A 19,175-nucleotide genomic window follows, 5' to 3' on the forward strand; every position below is an offset into this window, starting at 1 on the left:
ATTCCTCGGGCCAGAGATTTGCCGCCGGTTTCTTTCGGATTTCACCTCACGGTGAACACCCTTACCTTAAACTATAGCTACTGCTACCTTCACTATTCGGGACTTTCACCCTAGAGATAACGCCCATGCCGGGCACACAAACCAGGCAGCCGCCAAGCTTGCGCGGGCGGCTGCCTAGTCGGACTTCGGCTCAACCGGTCAATCTCCCATCTCGATTCCCAGAGCACGGGCAGTGATTAACAAAGGGTCAGTGAGGGGGACAAGTTTTAGCTGGTCAACCGCTTGCTGAAGAGGAACTTGAACAATATCTCGTCCCTGAAGGGCTACCATTATCCCAAACTTTCCTTCCAAAGCAGCATCGACGGCTGCCGTACCATAACGCGAAGCCAAAACACGGTCATAGGAATTAGGCGATCCTCCGCGCTGTAGGTGTCCCAGGACCGTTACCCGGGTTTCCAAGCCAAAATGCTGCTCCAGGTCGCCGCCTAACTTGGCGCCGATTCCGCCTAATTTGACCGGGTCAGACCGTCCCGGAAACAACCTGTCAACTACCATTTCTCCGCCTAAGGGCTTTGCTCCTTCGGCCACCACAATAATGCTGAACTTCTTTCCCTGTTTGGCCCGTCGCTGTACGGAATAGGCCACCCTGCCGATATTATAGGGTATTTCCGGAATCAAAATAACATCCGCCCCTCCGGCTACACCGGCGTAAAGGGCAATCCAGCCCGCGTAACGTCCCATGACTTCCAAAACCATCACCCTGTGATGGGATTCTGCCGTGGTATGCAGGCGGTCCAAAGCTTCCTGGGCCGTATCTACCGCTGTCTGAAAGCCAAAGGTTTGATCCGTCGCCATTAGATCATTGTCAATAGTCTTAGGAATTCCAATGACGGGAAACCCTTTGGCCGCAAATTTCAGGGAAATATTCAAACTCCCGTCTCCGCCAATGGCCAATAAAGCGTCGATTCCGGCCTTTTCAAAATTTCTGAGGACATCCTCCGAGCGGTCAAGAGGCTGCCGGATTCCATTAACATCGGAGGCATATTCGAAAGGATTGTCCCGGTTTGTCGTGCCCAGAATCGTGCCGCCGCGTGGCAAAATACCCGAAACATCCGCTAAGGATAAAGGGATAAACTCTCCTTCAACGGCACCGTGAAAACCGTCTTTAATTCCCAGAACTTCAAGCCCATATTGATTCGCGCTCCTGACGACAGCGCGAATGACAGCGTTCAGACCGGGACAATCTCCGCCGCCCGTGAGAACCGCAAGTTTATGCATTTTCAGACACTTCCTCTCCAGCCCTTTTTATCTCCGAAATATTTTTCAGACTGGCCAAGTTTTGAGCCGCTTTTTCATCCATGGTTTCCAGAGCCATTTCCACTTTTTTGCCCTGAGCCCTCAAGACCTGGCATTGATGAATTACTTGTTTATTATCAGATCCGTAAACCAAAATATCAGCGCCTTCAATTGAGGGCAAGGGAAAAAGATCCAACATGCTGCCTAAATGGATGGCAAAACCCGTAGCCGCTTGGGCAGCTCCAAAGTCAGCATACAAAGCATCGTAGCGACCTCCTTCGAGCACCGGAAAACCAATTCCCGCAACATACCCTTCAAACACCGCTCCGGTGTAATATGAGAAACCCCTTAGAATCCCCAGATCCAGGGATACATTGGCCTGAACGCCAAAATCATTTAAATATCTGTAAATCCGCCTTAAGCTCTCCACTGCCTCCCTAATCGTCGGCAGGGTACTCCAGTTAAGGACTTCATCAAGAATTTCTTCTCCGCCATGGAAATGCGGCAAACGCAGCAGCAGTTCCTGAACACGTTCAGGCAAACCGCTGGTTTGGACTAACCGTTCCACACCCACCATATCTTTGCGCGCCAAGCCTTCTTCCAGCTTAGCCTGGAATCCCTCGTCAACTCCTGCCTCCAACATGAGCCCTGAGAAAATTCCCATATGTCCAAGGTTAAACTGATAATTCTTGATTCCCAAGCAGGCAATCGCCTCGGTTGCCAGAGCAATCACCTCCGCATCGGCCAATTCCTGGCCGGCGCCAATAAGTTCCACGCCAACCTGGCGAAACTCCCGATAGCGGACGGCAGTGTTGCGGAAAACATCCGCACCATAGCATAAACGGAGAGGCAAATTTGCCCCGCGCATACGCGTACTGACCAAGCGAGCTATGGGAATTGTTAATTCCGGACGCAAGGCTAAAATTCGCCCTTCCCGATCAAAAAATTTGTAGAGAGAGTCGACTTGCTCCACATCAGGCTGAACGCAAGCAGTAAATTCCAAAGTCGGGGGCAGCACCTTCTGGTAAGACCAGTGCTGAAAAAGGGTCAGGACTTCCGTTTCAAGGCGCTCCTGGACAGCAATTTCCTCGGGCAGCAAATCCCGCATGCCTTCAGGAATACGTTGTCCCAAATTCGTTCTAAGCATTATTATTCTCCTTCTCTATGTTCAATGCTGCTTTAAACTTAGCTAATAGTTACCTTGTCATGTAATTCGTTATTAACTCACAATAGTTAAGTAATTTATTTGAATTTAATCCTGTTCCTGCAACCGGCTCAAGATCAGCTGATAGCCATCCGCTCCGAAATTCAAACAGCGCTTAACACGGCTAATCGTTGCCGTACTGACTCCGGTCACTTTTTCAATTGAAGTATAGGTTTCATTTCTTTTTAACATTTTGGCGACTTCCAAACGCTGTGCCAAGGCCTTTATCTCCGCGATCGTGGCAATATCTTCAAAAAAACGATAACACTCTTCTTTTGTCCGCAAGAGCAAAATTGCCTCGAATAAGGCATCCGTCAAAGAATTTCGTAAACGCTCATCACTTGACATTGCAAACCCTCCCGGTTTTACTTTCTCCCTTTAATTTATTAAAGTAGTGGACTAATGTCAAGCTTTTTGTCGGGCCAGGGCTGTTCGATTTTTCCTCTTGCTATTTTCTCGCAGTTTGTGCTAAAATACAAACATCTTGACGAGACATTAAACACAAAAGTTCATAAATAACTCTTATTCAGAGTAGGTGGAGGGACTGGCCCGATGAAACCCGGCAACCGGCATTAAAGCACGGTGCTAACTCCTGCAGAGAAATCTGGGAGATAAGAGGAAAGCCGAATGTTACTCCGCGGGTTTTCTTCGCGGAGTTTTTTGTTGTGTTTAACGCTTGAAAGAAACATCTGAGAAGGAGGCAGCACTTGATCCAGATTAACCAATTAGTTAAAACATACGTTTCTCGCCAAGGAACTGTTACCGCTCTTGACAACGTTTCCTTAACCATTCCTCAAGGCGCCGTTTACGGTATCATCGGCTTAAGCGGGGCTGGAAAAAGCACCCTCATACGCTGTCTGAATCTGTTGGAAAGGCCCACCAGCGGCGAAATCAGCGTAGCAGGCCAGATATTGACAAAGCTTTCCGGGAAAGCGCTCCGCCAGGCCCGGCAGAAAATCGGCATGATCTTTCAACACTTTTGTCTTTTGCAATCACGGACGGTAGCGGAAAACATTGCTTTTCCTCTGGAGATAGCCGGCCTATCCAGGCCGGAAATCAGCAAACGCGTTGAGGAGCTGCTGCGACTGGTCAATCTGGAGGAGAAAGCCTCCGCTTATCCTTCCCAGCTCAGCGGCGGACAGAAGCAGCGGGTAGGCATTGCCCGAGCACTGGCAACAGAACCCCAAGTCCTTTTATGTGATGAAGCAACCTCGGCCCTCGACCCTCAAACCACTCTCTCAATTCTAAAATTACTCAAAGACATTAACCAAAAACTTGGGTTGACCATTGTCCTGATCACCCATGAAATGAAAGTGGTCAAGGAAATCTGCACGGATGTAGCCGTAATTCACCAATCCCACATCGCCGAATACGGCCCTATTGAATCCGTTTTCACCCGGCCCCAGTCAGATATCGGCCGAGAATTCATAGCCACTATCTTCCCGGAAGAGCTTCCGCCTGAACTGCTCAAAGAGTTTGCAGCTCGGCCAAACTCAGAGATTATCCGCCTCCAATTTCTTGGCTCGCAAGCCTCGGAGCCGGTCATCACCGATTTATTGCACACCTGCGGTGTCCGTGCCAACATCCTTTATGGGAGTATCGATCATTTAAGATCGACTCTATTCGGCACCTTAACTTTAGAGCTGCAGGGAGACCCCACGCAGCTGAAAGAAGCTCATCATTATTTAGCCAACCGTGGTTTAAAATTGGAGGTGCTGCAAATTGCCAATTGAACCCGCCACGCTTTTCCAAGCTTCAATGGGAAATGACCTGCTCCAGCTCATTTCTCCGGCAATTGCCGAAACTCTCTACATGGTTGTTGTTTCCACGCTTCTTGCCTACCTCCTGGGACTGCCGTTAGGGGTGGTATTGGTGGTAAGCTCACCCGGTCACATTTCCCCCAATCCCTGGATTGAGCGAATCCTGGGAACCATCATTAACATATTGCGCTCCGCGCCCTTTATCATTCTGTTAGTCGCTCTTATCCCTATAACGCGTATACTTGTCGGTACTTCCATCGGAACTACCGCCGCTATCGTCCCGCTCGTCATCTCCGCTGCCCCTTTTGTTGCCAGAGTCGTGGAAAGCTCTCTCAAAGAAGTTCCTTACGGCATTATTGAGGCATCACTTTCCATGGGAGCCTCCCCTCTTCAAATCGTACTTAAAGTACTTCTCCCCGAAGCGAAGGGTTCCTTAATTCTTGGCGCCGCCATTACAACGATCAGTGTAATCGGCTATACCGCCATGGCCGGAGCTGTCGGCGGCGGCGGGCTGGGAGATTTAGCGATTCAATACGGCTATAATCGCTTTCGAACTGACATCATGATCATCACAGTCATTATCCTTGTTATTCTTGTCCAAGGGCTGCAATCGTTAGGGACCGTTTTGGCCCGCAGGCTGACCCACTGAGTGGTTGAGCGCTTATTATCTGATCTAAACTTAAGGAGGAACATCCATGTTAAAAAAACAACAACGCCGCCCATTTGCTTTAATTTTAATCTCCCTGCTCTCTCTTATCCTTGTGCTTGCCGGCTGCGGACAGCCCCAAGCTGCGACTGCTACCACTAACCCGACAGGAACTACTGTACTCAAAGTCGGAGCCACCCCGGTGCCCCATGCTGAGATTTTGGAGTTTATCAAACCGGCTTTGGCCAAAGAAGGTATTGATCTGAAAATCGTTAATTACACGGATTACGTACGCCCAAATCTCGATTTGGACTCCGGAGAAATTGATGCCAACTTTTTTCAGCATACTCCTTATCTCGAATCCTTTAACCAGGACCACCATTTGAATCTTGTCTCCCTGACAAAAGTGCACATTGAGCCTATGGGGGTTTACTCCAAAAAAATTACAAACTTAGACCAATTGAAATCCGGAGCCACCATTGCCATCCCTAACGACCCCTCTAACAGCGGTCGCGCTTTGGCCTTACTTGCCAAGGCCGGTCTCATTCAGTTGAAAGACGGAGCCGGCATCAGCGGAACAGTTAAGGATATCAGCAGCAATCCGAAACAACTAAACATTACCCCCATCGACGCTCCGCAACTGCCGCGTGTACTTCAAGACCCCAAAATCAGCGCCGCCGTAATTAATACGAACTATGCTTTAGAGGCCGGGCTTAATCCCACCAAAGATTCCCTCTTTACTGAAGATAAAGATTCACCCTATGCCAATATTCTCGTTGTTAAAGATAACCGCAAAAACGATCCCGCTTTGCAAAAATTAGCAAAAACCTTGACTTCTCCGGACGTTAAAAAATTTATCACAGACAAGTACAAAGGCTCAATTGTTCCGGCTTTCTAAAAAAAACAAGCTATCTTCTTTATTAACTGAGATAAGGACGAAAACCCTCCACCACGGGTTTTTGTCCTTATTTTCGCTTATCTTCCCGGCAAGGACAAGAGCTTGGCATATCCATGGCCCCCTCTATACTCTAAAAATTACTCCTGTTTTCTAACTTGAATTCTATAATATTTGATCGTCTGTTAGCTAACGTCCGGAAATTTAATACATACTGTAGTCCCTGAAGAATCCGAATCAAATTCCATGACCGCATTATGCCGTACTACAATGCTCTGACATATAGCTAATCCCAAGCCGGTGCCCCGCTCTTTAGTCGTTAAAAAGGGAGTTCCTATTTTCTCCAGAATGACCGGATCAAGACCTCCGCCTTGGTCCGAAACCTTCAGGATTACACAATTGTTCGTTTTTGACGTCTCAATTGTCAATGCCCCGCCAGGTTGCATAGCCTCAAAACCATTTCTGGCTAAATTCAACAGTAACTGTCTAAGTTCATTCTCATTTCCCCAGATATCTGGAACCGAATCCAATTCGAGGCGAATTTCTTTGTCTTGATTCAGGGCATCCGCCCTTAAAAGCGGCAGCAGCGCTCTCATGATCTCGGCAAGATTAACAAGCATGAAGTCAACAGGCTTGTCTCTCGCTATATTTAAAAAGTCTGTAATGATAAGGTTGGCCCTATCGAGCTCGTCGATCATAATTTTAAAATAATCATGATATTCTTGAGTATTCTCCTTTGCGGCGAGAAGCTGCAAAAAGCCGCGTACTGTCGTCAAGGGGTTCCTCACCTCATGAGCGATTCCTGCGGCCATTTCTCCAACCATATTTAACCGTTCTAAACGTCCAAACTCTCGATCAGCGTTTTTACGATCGGTGATGTCAATAAGAACTAAAAATATCACCTTTGTCCCATCGACATCCGTATAAGACTGCGAATAAATCTCGTATACCCGATGATTGTATACCCTCTCGTTTCTCGACGGAGTAAAATTTTTTACAATCAGGGGAATTACACAATCACTGCACGGACAATTCGCACCTGCAATAACATTGTGGCAATTCCGCCCCTCACACTGTCCAAATTTTTCCCGAAAGCTATGGTTGGCAAAACGTATTCTATAATTTTCTTCAAGGACGTAGATCAGACCTGGGAAAGCGTTGAAAAGAGTATAAAGACGGAGATGCTCCTCTTCAACCATCTTTTCCAGCTTCTTGCGATCGTCAATAAAACGCATAAATACCGAGATCCCGCTCACCCTCGGATAAATGCTAAATTCGATCCAACGCCCAATCAACTTAGAATAAAGCTCAAAACGTTTCGGATATCCATCTTTCATGACACTCTGGCAGGAATCCCAAATCATCTGATTCCGTTGCCAAGTCTCACTTCCCAAAACAGACCCCACTAAGTTCCCTGTCATACCGTGTGTTTGAAGCGCTTGAGAGAGTGCTTGATTAGTATACGTTATCATCCACTGGCGATTAATAGCCATAAATCCGTCACTAATGCTTTCAATGGTTTCGATCATTTCCTGATTAGCCTTCTCTAACTCCTGTTCGGCAGCTTCTTTCCGGGCCATCTCTATACGGAGCCGAGCATAGGCCTGTTCCAGTTCTTCCGTGCGTGATTTTACCAAAAACTCCAAATCACCTCTATAAAGAGCCAGCTCCCTTTCGTTCTGCTCAATCCGCGTAATATCCCATACTGAAACAACGCGCAAACGTTTTCCATGAATAGCTACTTCGTAACTGTCCGTACGGACAGGAAAGCGGCTTCCATCTTTTCTGATATGGACCGTTTTATAAGTGCAATGGCCAAAATCATGAATTCTTTGCCCAATATCCGGTAAATCTTTATGACATTCCGGAGCAAAAACATCATAAATCGTCCTGCCGATCAATTCCAAAGGCCCGTAACCGTGCATCTCCTCATAGCTGGGGTTCGTTTTGATTAACTCACCGCTGCCCGCATCGCAAATCGCCATTCCCCAATAGTTGTCTCTAAAAATCCTATCCCAGATCCCATTGTCCTCATGCAGCTTACTTAATTCGGCTTCAAGATTCGCGACCTTTTGCTGTAGTTCTTCAATTTTCTTACTGTCGGACATTACAAATCAACTCTTCCCAAAGGATATTTAAGCGAGTATACATTAAACCTGAGAAACCTCAAAAATATATTTCTATATCCCGCCTAAATTATCCTTTATAGAGAGTTTCGTCTAATTTATACATAAAGTTACAAATTAACACAATCACAGTCTTTAACCGCCGCGTTGAATTATTATTCGACAAATGGCTTGGCGCATTTGTCCTTCAATTAAACGGTCAAGCGATCAATAGCAAAAACATTATTTAAAATTTATAACTCAATACCCGGACCTTTTGCCTGTCATAGTATTAATGTTCAATTTAAACAGCGTTACTTTCGATACTGTTTCGTCATTGAGCAAAACCTCTTGGTCTGTATACTGCCCCATAATTAAGAGAAGAGCTTGCTGCTTTTCTTGAAAATCTTCGATAAATTGAATTTCACCGAACCCTATAACACTTTGATACTGCATGGTCCAATCACAGCCAAGCTTTCCAGAGACAACCCGAGTATCGACTTCCACCTCAAAACAAGCCTGAGGATTCTCGCGAAGAATCAACAATTTCAATCCTTCAGGGGCGGAATGAAAGTATAACACTCCATCGGCATAACCGAAGCTCAGGGGCACAATATAGGGCATATCTCTGTAAGATACCGCCAAACGGCAGACTTGGGCCTTTTTTATAATTTCGTCTAACTCGTATTGTTCCGTAATTTCTTTATCTTCTCGACGCACAATATTTCTCCTTTTCAAGTTGAATTAAGATCTTGGTACCCACGCTGTTTTAGCTAATGTAAGTTCCTGGCCTGAATCTATTCCAAGGATCTCGTGGTGACAGACAAATTCCAAGTTCCCGGTTTGCTGAAATAAACATTTAGAGCGGATCTGGGAGCCATAAGTCGTTTCTTTCTTATACTGAATTTCTAAAGAAGAAAGACAGCACTCTTGGTAGATAATTTCCGGAACAGCTTCGAGTATCCACTGCAGGTAATTGGCATTGTTAACATGTCCGTTCGTATCTATGTCACTTCTTCGGACCGAAAAAACCTTTACCTCCTCGTCTCCTGCTTCTTCTTTATTAAATGCCGCAAAGGCGTCCTCAACCGCTCTTGCTGAATTCAGACCGTAGGCTTCCTGAAATTCCGGACGCACCCGTAAGGGACGCTTGGTAACGGTATTATACAATATCCACAGAGAAGACGCCCGGCCAATAATCTCTTGTTGAGAATTTTTGATCAAAAATTCCCTTGTGGCATAAAACCGTTCAAACTTTGAAGGCCAGGTCTCAATAGTCACAATGTCACCATGCCTGGGATAACAGTCAATCTGGAGGTGCCAACGGTTAAGTATCCAAGCTAACCCTTCCGCTTTTAAGCGCCCGACCCCAAAGCCGACTGCCTCGGAATGAGCAATGGCCGTATCTTCTAAGTAATAAAGCAGAGTCAAAGGTGTTGCCTGTTCATAGGGATTGACTTCATGGTAATGAACTTCAAATTCCGCCGTAAAATTTCGACTTGTCATCCATAACTCACCCACTCGTTTCTCAGTTTAAATCCATTCCCTATTATAATCCTCATATCCTCAAGGATACCAGAAAAATCCCGATCTTTTTCTTGGAAAACCATCGTTTGGACGAGGTTTTCTTTCTTAATAAGGGTCTTTTTAAATTTACCTGGCAAAAAACCAAAAAATAGGATAGAACCCTGCCAGCAGCATAAACTACTGCCAAGAATTACTTTTACTATTCACTAACGGAGGAGGTGCTTCAATGCATCATCCGGAAAGAAAACAACCTGCTTCAGTTGCAATCCATCCGGAATTGAAGCGGGTCCTGTTTGCAAATCCGACGTCCGAATCCCTTAATATCATGATAGAATACCAACTCTTTGACCAGCTCAAACCGTCCCTCACTGAAGATATTCTTAAACTTTTACCCTACTGGGAATACCTGGCCTGCCAGGGAAACGAGACGGTAGAAGTATTGATTCGGCATCTTTCCAAGCATTCCCCCGAACTATTTGCAGGCAACAAGCTCGTTGAAGCCAATCTGCTGCGTATTCGTATCTTAGCCGCTACACCTGGAATTTTTTCTTTCCCTCCGCTGGAAATTCAGGAACACTTGACCCAGTTCTTGGATACTGCTGATATTTTGGCAGACTTGCCCCAGTTTGAGGTTATAGCTTTTCCTCTCGAAGAGATCAAACCCTTATCCTCCGATTTATCACGTTTTCGCCTCACACCGCACAGCCGCCGGTATATTCGGAATTTATTTCACCCGGAACGCTGTGAAGCCATCCTTTCTGTTCTGGCTTACATCGCCAAGCATTACCCTCTTCTGCGCACATGCCGTCAAGCTTATGCCTTGATGCTCTCTCTTGACGACGCTGACTCATGGGGACAACATCCTTTCTGCCTGCGTCTGATAGCCAATCGTTTCTGGGACTACCAATCAAGGACAAATGAATAGGAGCACCTTGCCTCAAATACAAAACACCTTAAGCACTCTCCATTATTTCAAATAAAGATAGCGCTCCATACTCGGAATATAGGGGGACCAATCATCGTCAGGGTGACTGGCTTTTGCTTGCTCAAACTGGTAAAGTTCTGCATCCATCACGTCCGCGTAATGGATCACTAAAGCTTCCATCAGCTTCGGCCGTTTAGGGGATTGCCATTCATATTTTCCGTGATGGCTGGAAATAATATGCAGCAATTTATAACGCAGCTCTTGAGGAAATTCTGAGATTTTAGCGATCTCACCGGAAAGAAGTTCCAAACCCATTACAATATGACCTAGCAATCTCCCTTCCGTCGTGAACTTAATCCCCCGGTCATAGGAATACTCCCCTATCTTACCGATATCGTGCAAAAGTGCCCCGGCAAGAACCAAATCCTGATCCATTCCCGGAAAATGTCCGGCAATTCCATCCGCTAACTCTGTAACCCTGACACTATGCTCCCAGAGTCCCCGCAAATAAGCCTGATGGATTTTCACAGCGGCAGGCGCTAAACGATAAGCCCTTCCCCACTCCGGATGATCCAGAAACTGCCCTACCAATTTTCCAAGTTCCGGACGGTGAATTTTATCTAAAAGTACTCTCAAGCGGGTTTCCAGCTCAATCTCGGAAATAGGTGAGCAAGGCAATAACATGGTTAAATCCACATCTTCTTTGGGAATCATCCGCATGTCTTCTATCGTTAGATCCAATGCTCCCCGGTATTCCGAAACAACTCCGTGAATAAGGAAAATATCTTGTTCCCTTAACCAAGTAAGGATCTGAGGCGGATACTCCCACATTTTCCCTTGCATTACACCCGACCGATCCTGGCACATCAAAGAGAGAAATGCACCCGGTTTTTGGCGAAAAGGAACCTCTTTCCACTCATTAACCAAGACGATCCCCTCAAATCGCTCTCCGTTTTTATACTCTTTCAGCATTAAGTTCATCCTCTCTATTACAACCCCTGTTAGAACAATTGTATAAAATTAGAACGGCAAATACTTGTGCTTAAAAAGATTTTCCCCACTATCATCCATATCTTCATCGTGATCGGTATACAAGGGAATCGTGCGGCCCGAAGAAAAAGCCAAAGCCTTCAGATCTTGTTTCAAGGGTACCCCAAGGAACACCGTAACCTCTGACAACTCTCTTCCCGATACTCCCTCCGGATGGGCTTCAATTATAGTCATAATTTTTTCCAAATGCTCAATCATGTTGATACAAGTGTCTCATCGTCAACCTTTGGGAATTCGCTGCCGAGCTAACTTATCCAACAATATACCCCCAGTCCCTTGCCGCTGAAATTTAGACTTGCTAAAATTAGAACTACGAAACCAAATCTTGAGGAGATGATTTCAGCTTGAATCCACCCCAAAATTCCATCATGAGAATTAAGATTACACATAAAGCTAAAGAATTCCTTCAAAAATCCGGTAAAACGGAACTGTACATTGAACGCTTTGATGACTCGCAATGTTGTATTCCACTGACAATTTCTCCGGCCGTGCGCAAGGGAAAACCGCCCAAACCTGAAAAGTTCAATATTCATACCGCCGATGAATTTACTGTCTATTATGACCGGAGCCTAGCCTGCAAAGACGAATTAACCATTGATAGCCAGGGAATTGGCATAGTCAAAGGGCTTATCATCTCCGATTGGGCCTAAAATGCGCTTGATTGTCATAAAGTATAATCTCTAAAATGTTCAATGGGCTATCGAAAATACCTAAAGGTCTTTAATAAAATAAAACCATGCATAAACAGTGGGTTAAATCCACGTTCGTACATGGTTTTTATTTGTGGAAATTTATAAATATTCGTATGTAACAACCCCTTGCCTTTTCATCATACCATAACTCATCCCCTGCATAATAGTCAAATGAACTTTACCGCTTGAAGATCACCAGTCATATTTTCTCTCAGTGAAGTATTATTTCTTCTTCATTTGCAGAGATGCGGAGCCATGATGCCAGTATAATGTAACCACACACAATCCCACTGATATCTAAACTTCTTGGGTTTGATAGCATGATTTGGTACCAATTATACTTAAAAAGCAACGGCGCATGAAGGAGAAAAGACAACAACATGCTGATATTATAAAGAAATGTCGGGATACCCACGGGTAACAGCATTTGCCAGTCTATTCTCCATTTTCCTTCTTGGCGGATACGCTGAATTAACCTGGGAACTGCCAAAATCATTCCTATAAATATGGGGTATAGGGCCATAAAAGTATAGTACGGATACGGAGCAAATGTTCTTCCGGCTTGAGTTTTTAAGTATTGTTCATACATAAATCCCCAATAAATTACAACTCCTACGAATAGGGTATAAACCAGATAGCCGATAAATCTTTCAAATCTTTTCTTCACAATACCCTCCTTTTTAGTACTGCATTTTTGATTACACTTTTAACGGTTTTGCCAAGATAAGAGATTCCTTTGTTGCGAAACACTAGATACTAGTTTTTCAACCTTTATGACCTCATTTTGAGTAACTCTTTAATTTTCTTAACATCCGAAGCTATCCTAAATACCTTGTAGTAAATAATCCATAACATGAGAAAGGCCACCCAAAATAAAATATCCATTAAGCATCCCACTCCCTCCAAAAGAATCTCAATTCTATTTATCTCCCGTCCCCAAGGCTCCTCAAGATATCCGCTCTCTTTAATCATTTATCTTTCAAACGTTGTATTCAATCATCTCATAAGGTTTCCGAAAAGTAAGGGGAAACCTGTCAATCTGAACAAAAAAACATTACCTGCTATTCATAGGCCTAGGCCGGATGAATAAATAACTGGCATTATGTAAAACTAATCATGATTAAAAAGGGGTGGGTGATACTGTGACGATTGATGTCAATTATGTATTTTGGCCTGGTTTAGCCGTTGTTTTGGGCATTCCGACTTTAATATTTATCCCCAGACCAGATTATAAAAAGTTCTTGATATTCGGCTTTGTTCTCGGTGGGGTTGTCGATGTTATGACAATTATCTTTTTAGGCAATTTATTAGGGGAATTTTCATATCTTGCAGGACCTCTTCAAGCCTTTGGAATACCAATTTTTATACCAATTTCCTTTACCTTCGTCTGGATGCTTTTTTTATTCTTTTTGCCGTTCAGAATGGAATTTTTAATTCCGTACATTATAGGGTTCAGTGGTTTTTCCGTAATACTTGGTTTTATTGAGCAAAATCTAGGATTTTTTAAATACAATTACGGTACTACTCATGGAGCAATAACTACAACTATAACATTTGTCGTATGGTTTACAGGGACAACATTAATCTACCGAAATTACTACAATAAGCTTCCTGCTTAAAACTATCCTCATTCAAAGGTTTAGACGAATGCTGCCAATATTCTTGAAAAGAGTCTTAGACACTTCCTACAAACTGTTGTCCAAGACTCTTTTTCACAAGCGCATTATGATTGCATAAAATTTGCTCATATCTAAATAATCACCCATTAATTAACTAAGTTATTCTGGAAACCGGTTTTGCTGAATTGAAAGATTGTAAAAAACCTCTAAACTTTGAAGTTAGAGGTTTGCGTATATTTATTACTATTTCAAAGACGAGCCCCCCTGGACCAGAGTGCTAGTTTTAATGAAGGTCCAAGTAATGACAGACCACCAAGCCAAAAACGTGACGTAAGCAAAATATGGATAAAACCAAGGCCTGAAGTCAAAAAGATCGACATTATGAACCAAATAACCATAAGCAACACTGAAAGCCGCAAATCCTAAAACGTATACACACAGAAAACTTCTTCGCGCCGGCAAAAAATGCAGAAAAATCATAACTGTAAGAATCCAGCTGGGAGGAGAGAGTAAATTTTGACCTAAAACATTAAAAATACCAGCATTTTTAAACCAAATAATATGGAATAGATTTTGAAATAAACCAACTGTAACTATATCGCCTAGACCCCCAAAAATCATGGCATAAATAAAATATTCCTTAAAATCTTTTTTGGGAATGGTTATAACTACAACTATAAAGGCCACTAGTATATACGTTGGGTAAAAAAAAGTAGAAATCATAAACGCCCTGCCTTGATAAATTGCTTTAAATCATTTGTAGTTTAACAAAGTTTCAGGAATATATTCATGATTGTATCTCACGATTTTTCAATATCGAGCCCAATATCTTCCCAATTCTTCCGGCATGAAAGACAACTTCGGGCTGTTCTTGGAAATGTGGCGGAAATTGTTCCGGCTTGATCTCATCAAGGAAGCCGTGCTGTTTGACGACGCTGCCCACGCCGCAATTTTGACCGTAGCCGCAGGTATAGCACTGAGAATAGCCGTTGATTTGCAAAGCTTCTACCACTACCATCTTGTTCCGCAGCATAAAGTCCTCAATTTCCGGTTTGACAAAATTACTTCCCTCGAAGTCTGTGCCGGCAATCACCCCAAGTTTTCCGGCCAAATTAAAAATTTCTCTATGCCGGAAGCTGAAAGTCCTCTCCCAACAGGCATGACCTAAAGCGTTCATCCGCCCGAAATAGTTAGGCGCTCCGAAAACAATCGCATCAGCTGCTCTCATCTTTTCACCAATTTCATTCCAATCATCACGCACCTTGCAGGTATTGTCTGAGGCGCAAAGTGTGCAGCCCGTACAGCCACCAACTTTTTTGCCCGCAAGTGATACGTACTCGTAAGGAAGTCCCGTCGCCTTCAGTATGGCTTTGACTCCCTCGCCCGTCACACCGTCTTTTCTACCGCTTGCACTAATTCCTAAGATCATTCTCATTGCCCCTTTCATAGCTACTCGGTCTAATTTTATATTTCTTATGTCAATTCAGCACGTGCGCCTCCATGTTTTCGCTACCTTAAAAATAGAAAATTCAATTAGCTATAACTTTTAAAGCTTTATTAAAGTCTCCTATAGAAACGAGGCAATTACTTATATACCATTCAAACATAGCCCATGAATCATCAACACTTAAAATGGTATCTTCAGAATCTATCGCTGTTACTATCCATGAGAATTGGCCTGTTTTACTATGAATGCCGCCAAATAACCGTATCGAAATATCGTCGGAGCATAACCTCGGATATGTCGTACAATTAATATATTCAGGAGAAGCACCAAGCTTAAACATTTCTAATAATATCAAATTTTTTAATGCAGCTGTAAACTGCCGCAGCGTCTCATTCTTAACTGCGGACGACAATCTGCACCACAAATGGTATCCGTGACCGGATTTAATTACTAAGGGCACTATATTGAATTTCTGTAATTCCTTAATAAACAGCAACGCGGCCACTTTGACATCATTTGTCTTTTTACTAGAATTGTCGTCCAGATTCAATGCAAACAAACAGCTATCTTGACTATTGAAATACGCACATAGATTAATTTTGCCCCGCAAGTGGTGATCAATCAGGTGCTCAAAACACTCTAGCGAGATCCCGCTAAGCTTGTACTTTAACACACCATCTTTAAATTCACCATAAGACAACTTAAAGTTAAAATTTGATATATCCAGATCATCGAAACTGTTCTCCCTTAACTCGATTTTAGCCTTTGCTCTATCTAATGATGAAAAGAATTCATTAAGCAGGTTCTTTCGACTATCCATATGTTCACTTCCTCTATACTACCAAATTTTATTTTATTATTCTTATATCCAGATCGGTTAATGGTCTGATAATTAATCCCGACATTACCTTCCTCAAGGATCGGCTTGTCACTTACAAGATAATTAATATTCAACTTTCGGCACATCCCGACTAAATCATCTGTTTGAAACAAGCAGGAATATGGTATGTGATTATTATCCAGCCACCTCTTGGTAACATCTAAAGAAAATCGCAAATCACGATCGGTACATATTATAATTTCCCAACCATTTTCTCTCAAACAAATGAGTATATCTGCAATGCCAGCCAGTGCCCTTGTTGAAAGCATAATCCTTTTTCCTATTTCAGTAAGCTCACCGGTTGCCATATTGTAAATAATGTTTTTCAAAAGCTGATCATTGAAAGAATGAATTCTCCTATTAAAAATAATTCCATTTTCATTCATAATTTCGGAGAAATTATTGACAACATCATCGAGAAAAACAGCCAACACTTTTCTTTTGGAAAAAGCATCAGCCTCTATTCCAGCAAAACTGTTTCTTTTAAGTTCTTCGATCTCAAAATTTTTCCGCATTATTTCATCATTAAGAGTTTTAATCTTTTCCGCAAGCTGTTTCTCATTTTGGGAAAACTGCTCGAAGGCCTCGTATACACGCTTTTGCTCCTGATTTAAAGTAAGCTCGTCACTGAACAGATTATAATATTTTTCTTTTGAGTATTCGTCATGCTGATCACCTAAAATTTCAGTGGCAATCTTTTCGGCCAACTGATGATATAATACTAACTCACTTGGAGTTATGTCAATATAACCCAAAAGTGTGCTAAATTGAATTTGTGTTTTTACATTTGACCGATAGTATGATTGTCTGATTGCAAGAAAAAGAATGTATTTTAAGGGTACATTAGGAAATACAAATTCTTGATCAAAAAAAATAAATTTGAAATTGCTAAAAAAGCAGTTGGAAAATGTCATATCAATAAAGCCTCGTTCCAAGATGATCTCAGGGCAAGAGGAGTCTTTGGATGGATCGGAGCTCTTTTTTAGGCATTCTGCCAGCGCATCAATAAGGCTGCATAAACTCTTAAAATCATTTGCAATAAGATGCTGCTCAAATACTTTGTCTGCACGAAGACCTTGATATCTAAGAGAAATTAATGAGTTGTCATGCAACTCTGCGTCGACGACATCCACTCCCCGCCCCTTAAGATACTCATTATTGGCACGAATATTTTCAATATGCGCAGCTGCATGAGAACTAAAAGGAAATTTTGTAACGATGCCATCGCTGGTAATCGACGTCGTTACCCGATACTGTTTTTTTATCTTATCTCTACAGGAGGCAAATATAACATGCCTTTTTGGCAGTTGAAAAAAGCTGGCCTCAACAAGAAATGAATTCGCGAAAAAACCAAACGTATTATTTTCAATTATTTCTCGGTAAAGGTTTTGTTCATTCGCCGTCAATAGGCTAGTGTAGTAATATAGAAATTTCATTTCCTTAAGGTCTTTATGATCTGGTAAATAGTCATCACTGAAAACCGCTGAAGGAAATTTGTAATCGGGTAAGGGGTAATAAAAACGCAAAGCATTAAGGCCTACCCCTTTGAGCATATTCTGTAATGCTTTTTTGGAAAAGGTTTCAGGTGATTTATTATGGCAGTATCCCTGTATACCAACAAAAGGCAAGCGCAGATGGTCTTCCGCTGCACCGCACCAATATTTTAGACCGAACCGATTTTCAATTGCCAAAAGAATTATTCCACCATCGTTCAATAATTTTGATGAGTTTCTTAAAAATTCAACAAACGGGTCGGGTGAGCTGGAAAATGCCGCAGCATATTCTAACACTCCGACGAAAACAATATAGTCGAATCTTTTGTTGGTATCCCAATTGTTAATGTCGGCATTTACAATAGAAAGGTTATTTCGCTTTTTATACCGAGCACGAATAATATCGGTCCGGCGGGCGCTCATTTCAAGAGCCGTAACCGTTTTACACCGATCGCAAAAAAGCCCCGTCAAAGCACCCATGCCTGCACCTATTTCCAAAAGTTCTGCATCTTTGCGAAAGGGATACCAATTAAGAAGGTTCTGGCGAACATCTGAAAATGTGTGGTCAAGCAAATAGTGGTTTTTATTTTCAACATAGTCGGCAGACAAATCTTCAGGATATTTCTGCGCGATTTCCAATAAATACAGCTCATTTTCGTCACCGTCTGAGTAAAATCCGGTTTTTTCGTCTAGAGTCATTGATATTTACCTCTCAATAAGAATTGTTAACTACAGTCAAGCTCAATACTGCAACCTATATCTCTATCGCTACGCTGTCCGACAATATAAAGGAGTTCGGATCATACTTGTAATATTACTTCTTTCAAAGCTTTCTTAAAGTCTCCTGAAAGTTAAGTTCAACCCAACCTTGTATCATAAAGGTATATTTCTTCATAACGAGTTATTAGTTGCTAGGCTCTGTATGTAATACAAGGTCGATCTAAATAACACAATGATAAAAATTACAAGGTCACGGCAGATATCAGTAATTATTCCCAATTCTCTAATCTCCCTCTCTATATAATTCAAGTCAACTTTAACACCTTTATCTTAGAAAAAGCTTAGAAACAATACATTAAGCTCGATCTTGCGAATTTCTCTCATTAAAACAAGTGCAATCAAAGGCAGAACATTAACAGCTATTTATATCCGAAAGCAAAAGAACAATGGCAATCAAGACAAAAAACTTTAAGCACTTCACTCACGAAGTGCCTAAAGTTTTTGGGCAATAATTAGTCATTCTAAAACCGGCAAACTCATCTTACACTCATAAATTAATTCATTAAATTCTTCCGCTGCGATTAGGCCGAGTAAAGCCCGAACATATCGATTGGTCATATCGGAACGCTGATTTAAATACTGTATCGAGGACAACATTCCGCTATTTTTCACAAAGGTTACCATATCCCTACTCCTTAATACTTCCGTAGTCCTTACTGTTAAGTCAAATAAGTAAACTTAGACCCCCTCTTAAACAGGAATTGCTTCCGTATCAAGTTTACTGCACCAAACTCTGAGCGGCAGTGATGGCCATCTGCGCCAGAGGCGTCGGGTAAATCCCAAGCACAATCGTAATGATGAGAGAAAACAGCATCGTGAACTTAACAGCTCCGTGGACCGGAACGTCAGGCAAACC

20 protein-coding genes and 1 riboswitch are annotated in these 19,175 nt (G+C 42.8%); of the genes, 6 read left to right on the forward strand and 14 right to left on the reverse strand.

The window, feature by feature from the left end:
* Positions 1-198 precede the first annotated feature (198 nt).
* From REC12_RS00100 to REC12_RS00110, 3 genes are all read right to left on the reverse strand, one after another.
* Positions 199-1,278, reverse strand: a complete 1,080-nt coding sequence (locus tag REC12_RS00100) for a 6-phosphofructokinase (RefSeq protein WP_308891384.1) — start codon at positions 1,276-1,278, stop codon at positions 199-201.
* The gene (gene hisZ / locus REC12_RS00105; RefSeq protein WP_308891386.1) at positions 1,271-2,443 is read right to left on the reverse strand and encodes an ATP phosphoribosyltransferase regulatory subunit; all 1,173 of its coding nucleotides are present in this window, start codon (positions 2,441-2,443) and stop codon (positions 1,271-1,273) included. Before hisZ ends, REC12_RS00100 begins: the two co-directional genes overlap by 8 nt.
* A gap of 105 nt (positions 2,444-2,548) precedes the next feature.
* Entirely contained in the window at positions 2,549-2,848 is a 300-nt protein-coding gene (locus tag REC12_RS00110) for a YerC/YecD family TrpR-related protein (protein ID WP_308891388.1), read from the reverse strand.
* 171 nt (positions 2,849-3,019) lie between these two features.
* Positions 3,020-3,118: riboswitch (SAM riboswitch) on the forward strand.
* An 89-nt stretch (positions 3,119-3,207) separates the two neighbouring features.
* Here REC12_RS00110 and REC12_RS00115 point away from each other — a divergent pair.
* Genes REC12_RS00115 through REC12_RS00125 form a run of 3 tightly spaced genes read left to right on the forward strand, consistent with a single transcriptional unit; the run spans position 3,208 to position 5,804 of the window.
* Positions 3,208-4,233 (forward strand): methionine ABC transporter ATP-binding protein, encoded by a 1,026-nt coding sequence (locus tag REC12_RS00115; RefSeq protein WP_308891390.1) that lies wholly within the window; start codon positions 3,208-3,210, stop codon positions 4,231-4,233.
* Positions 4,234-4,258: 25 nt separating this feature from the next.
* The gene (locus REC12_RS00120) at positions 4,259-4,909 is read left to right on the forward strand and encodes a methionine ABC transporter permease (RefSeq protein WP_308891419.1); all 651 of its coding nucleotides are present in this window, start codon (positions 4,259-4,261) and stop codon (positions 4,907-4,909) included.
* Between the two features lie 46 nt (positions 4,910-4,955).
* Positions 4,956-5,804: a MetQ/NlpA family ABC transporter substrate-binding protein gene (locus REC12_RS00125; RefSeq protein ID WP_308891392.1), complete on the forward strand. Its 849-nt coding sequence runs from the start codon at positions 4,956-4,958 to the stop codon at positions 5,802-5,804.
* 182 nt (positions 5,805-5,986) lie between these two features.
* Here REC12_RS00125 and REC12_RS00130 read toward each other — a convergent pair whose 3' ends face one another.
* From REC12_RS00130 to REC12_RS00140, 3 genes are all read right to left on the reverse strand, one after another.
* Positions 5,987-7,909 carry a PAS domain S-box protein gene (locus REC12_RS00130; RefSeq protein WP_308891394.1) on the reverse strand — a complete coding sequence of 641 codons (1,923 nt, stop codon included), beginning with the start codon at positions 7,907-7,909 and terminating at the stop codon, positions 5,987-5,989.
* Between the two features lie 258 nt (positions 7,910-8,167).
* The gene (locus tag REC12_RS00135; protein ID WP_308891395.1) at positions 8,168-8,626 is read right to left on the reverse strand and encodes a pyridoxamine 5'-phosphate oxidase family protein; all 459 of its coding nucleotides are present in this window, start codon (positions 8,624-8,626) and stop codon (positions 8,168-8,170) included.
* A 24-nt stretch (positions 8,627-8,650) separates the two neighbouring features.
* Positions 8,651-9,412 carry an acyl-[acyl-carrier-protein] thioesterase gene (locus REC12_RS00140; protein ID WP_308891398.1) on the reverse strand — a complete coding sequence of 254 codons (762 nt, stop codon included), beginning with the start codon at positions 9,410-9,412 and terminating at the stop codon, positions 8,651-8,653.
* Positions 9,413-9,659: 247 nt separating this feature from the next.
* Here REC12_RS00140 and REC12_RS00145 point away from each other — a divergent pair, with 247 nt between their 5' ends.
* Positions 9,660-10,358, forward strand: coding sequence for a hypothetical protein (locus tag REC12_RS00145; RefSeq protein ID WP_308891400.1), 699 nt, complete (start codon positions 9,660-9,662; stop codon positions 10,356-10,358).
* 42 nt (positions 10,359-10,400) lie between these two features.
* On the opposite strand, the gene REC12_RS00150 is transcribed toward REC12_RS00145, so the two are convergent.
* The gene (locus REC12_RS00150; RefSeq protein WP_308891401.1) at positions 10,401-11,330 is read right to left on the reverse strand and encodes a 3'-5' exoribonuclease YhaM family protein; all 930 of its coding nucleotides are present in this window, start codon (positions 11,328-11,330) and stop codon (positions 10,401-10,403) included.
* 48 nt (positions 11,331-11,378) lie between these two features.
* A complete protein-coding gene (locus REC12_RS00155; protein WP_308891403.1) occupies positions 11,379-11,582 on the reverse strand; it encodes a hypothetical protein in 204 nt (67 codons plus the stop codon).
* A 170-nt stretch (positions 11,583-11,752) separates the two neighbouring features.
* Here REC12_RS00155 and REC12_RS00160 point away from each other — a divergent pair, with 170 nt between their 5' ends.
* Positions 11,753-12,058 carry a CC/Se motif family (seleno)protein gene (locus REC12_RS00160; RefSeq protein WP_308891405.1) on the forward strand — a complete coding sequence of 102 codons (306 nt, stop codon included), beginning with the start codon at positions 11,753-11,755 and terminating at the stop codon, positions 12,056-12,058.
* 253 nt (positions 12,059-12,311) lie between these two features.
* Here REC12_RS00160 and REC12_RS00165 read toward each other — a convergent pair whose 3' ends face one another.
* Positions 12,312-12,767 (reverse strand): hypothetical protein, encoded by a 456-nt coding sequence (locus REC12_RS00165; protein WP_308891407.1) that lies wholly within the window; start codon positions 12,765-12,767, stop codon positions 12,312-12,314.
* Positions 12,768-13,242: 475 nt separating this feature from the next.
* On the opposite strand from REC12_RS00165, the gene REC12_RS00170 reads away from it, so the two are divergent.
* On the forward strand, positions 13,243-13,719 hold the full coding sequence (locus tag REC12_RS00170; protein WP_308891409.1) for a hypothetical protein: 477 nt from the start codon (positions 13,243-13,245) through the stop codon (positions 13,717-13,719).
* A 243-nt stretch (positions 13,720-13,962) separates the two neighbouring features.
* Here the strand turns inward: REC12_RS00170 and REC12_RS00175 are convergent, their stop codons facing one another.
* From REC12_RS00175 to REC12_RS00195, 5 genes are all read right to left on the reverse strand, one after another.
* Positions 13,963-14,442: a hypothetical protein gene (locus REC12_RS00175; RefSeq protein WP_308891410.1), complete on the reverse strand. Its 480-nt coding sequence runs from the start codon at positions 14,440-14,442 to the stop codon at positions 13,963-13,965.
* Between the two features lie 64 nt (positions 14,443-14,506).
* A complete protein-coding gene (locus tag REC12_RS00180) occupies positions 14,507-15,148 on the reverse strand; it encodes a flavodoxin family protein (protein WP_308891412.1) in 642 nt (213 codons plus the stop codon).
* 100 nt (positions 15,149-15,248) lie between these two features.
* Complete coding sequence (locus REC12_RS00185; protein WP_308891414.1) at positions 15,249-15,986, reverse strand: TOTE conflict system archaeo-eukaryotic primase domain-containing protein; 738 nt, start codon at positions 15,984-15,986, stop codon at positions 15,249-15,251.
* On the reverse strand, positions 15,941-18,238 hold the full coding sequence (locus tag REC12_RS00190) for a methyltransferase domain-containing protein (RefSeq protein ID WP_308891416.1): 2,298 nt from the start codon (positions 18,236-18,238) through the stop codon (positions 15,941-15,943). The genes REC12_RS00185 and REC12_RS00190 overlap by 46 nt, the downstream gene beginning before the upstream one ends.
* Before the next feature lie 537 nt (positions 18,239-18,775).
* Positions 18,776-18,943: a hypothetical protein gene (locus REC12_RS00195; protein ID WP_308891417.1), complete on the reverse strand. Its 168-nt coding sequence runs from the start codon at positions 18,941-18,943 to the stop codon at positions 18,776-18,778.
* Positions 18,944-19,175 lie beyond the last annotated feature (232 nt).

Source organism: Candidatus Desulfosporosinus nitrosoreducens, from assembly GCF_030954495.1.
Taxonomy (GTDB): domain Bacteria; phylum Bacillota; class Desulfitobacteriia; order Desulfitobacteriales; family Desulfitobacteriaceae; genus Desulfosporosinus; species Desulfosporosinus nitrosoreducens.

What these genes read in the sequence shown, in the direction of transcription:
- REC12_RS00100 (WP_308891384.1), bottom strand. Translation starts at nt 1,278, where the DNA reads ATGCATAAACTTGCGGTTCTCACGGGCGGCGGAGATTGTCCCGGTCTG.
- hisZ (WP_308891386.1), bottom strand. Translation starts at nt 2,443, where the DNA reads ATGCTTAGAACGAATTTGGGACAACGTATTCCTGAAGGCATGCGGGAT.
- REC12_RS00110 (WP_308891388.1), bottom strand. Translation starts at nt 2,848, where the DNA reads ATGTCAAGTGATGAGCGTTTACGAAATTCTTTGACGGATGCCTTATTC.
- REC12_RS00120 (WP_308891419.1), top strand. Translation starts at nt 4,259, where the DNA reads ATGGGAAATGACCTGCTCCAGCTCATTTCTCCGGCAATTGCCGAAACT.
- REC12_RS00125 (WP_308891392.1), top strand. Translation starts at nt 4,956, where the DNA reads ATGTTAAAAAAACAACAACGCCGCCCATTTGCTTTAATTTTAATCTCC.
- REC12_RS00130 (WP_308891394.1), bottom strand. Translation starts at nt 7,909, where the DNA reads ATGTCCGACAGTAAGAAAATTGAAGAACTACAGCAAAAGGTCGCGAAT.
- REC12_RS00140 (WP_308891398.1), bottom strand. Translation starts at nt 9,412, where the DNA reads ATGACAAGTCGAAATTTTACGGCGGAATTTGAAGTTCATTACCATGAA.
- REC12_RS00145 (WP_308891400.1), top strand. Translation starts at nt 9,660, where the DNA reads ATGCATCATCCGGAAAGAAAACAACCTGCTTCAGTTGCAATCCATCCG.
- REC12_RS00150 (WP_308891401.1), bottom strand. Translation starts at nt 11,330, where the DNA reads ATGCTGAAAGAGTATAAAAACGGAGAGCGATTTGAGGGGATCGTCTTG.
- REC12_RS00155 (WP_308891403.1), bottom strand. Translation starts at nt 11,582, where the DNA reads ATGACTATAATTGAAGCCCATCCGGAGGGAGTATCGGGAAGAGAGTTG.
- REC12_RS00175 (WP_308891410.1), bottom strand. Translation starts at nt 14,442, where the DNA reads ATGATTTCTACTTTTTTTTACCCAACGTATATACTAGTGGCCTTTATA.
- REC12_RS00180 (WP_308891412.1), bottom strand. Translation starts at nt 15,148, where the DNA reads ATGATCTTAGGAATTAGTGCAAGCGGTAGAAAAGACGGTGTGACGGGC.
- REC12_RS00185 (WP_308891414.1), bottom strand. Translation starts at nt 15,986, where the DNA reads ATGGATAGTCGAAAGAACCTGCTTAATGAATTCTTTTCATCATTAGAT.
- REC12_RS00190 (WP_308891416.1), bottom strand. Translation starts at nt 18,238, where the DNA reads ATGACTCTAGACGAAAAAACCGGATTTTACTCAGACGGTGACGAAAAT.
- REC12_RS00195 (WP_308891417.1), bottom strand. Translation starts at nt 18,943, where the DNA reads ATGGTAACCTTTGTGAAAAATAGCGGAATGTTGTCCTCGATACAGTAT.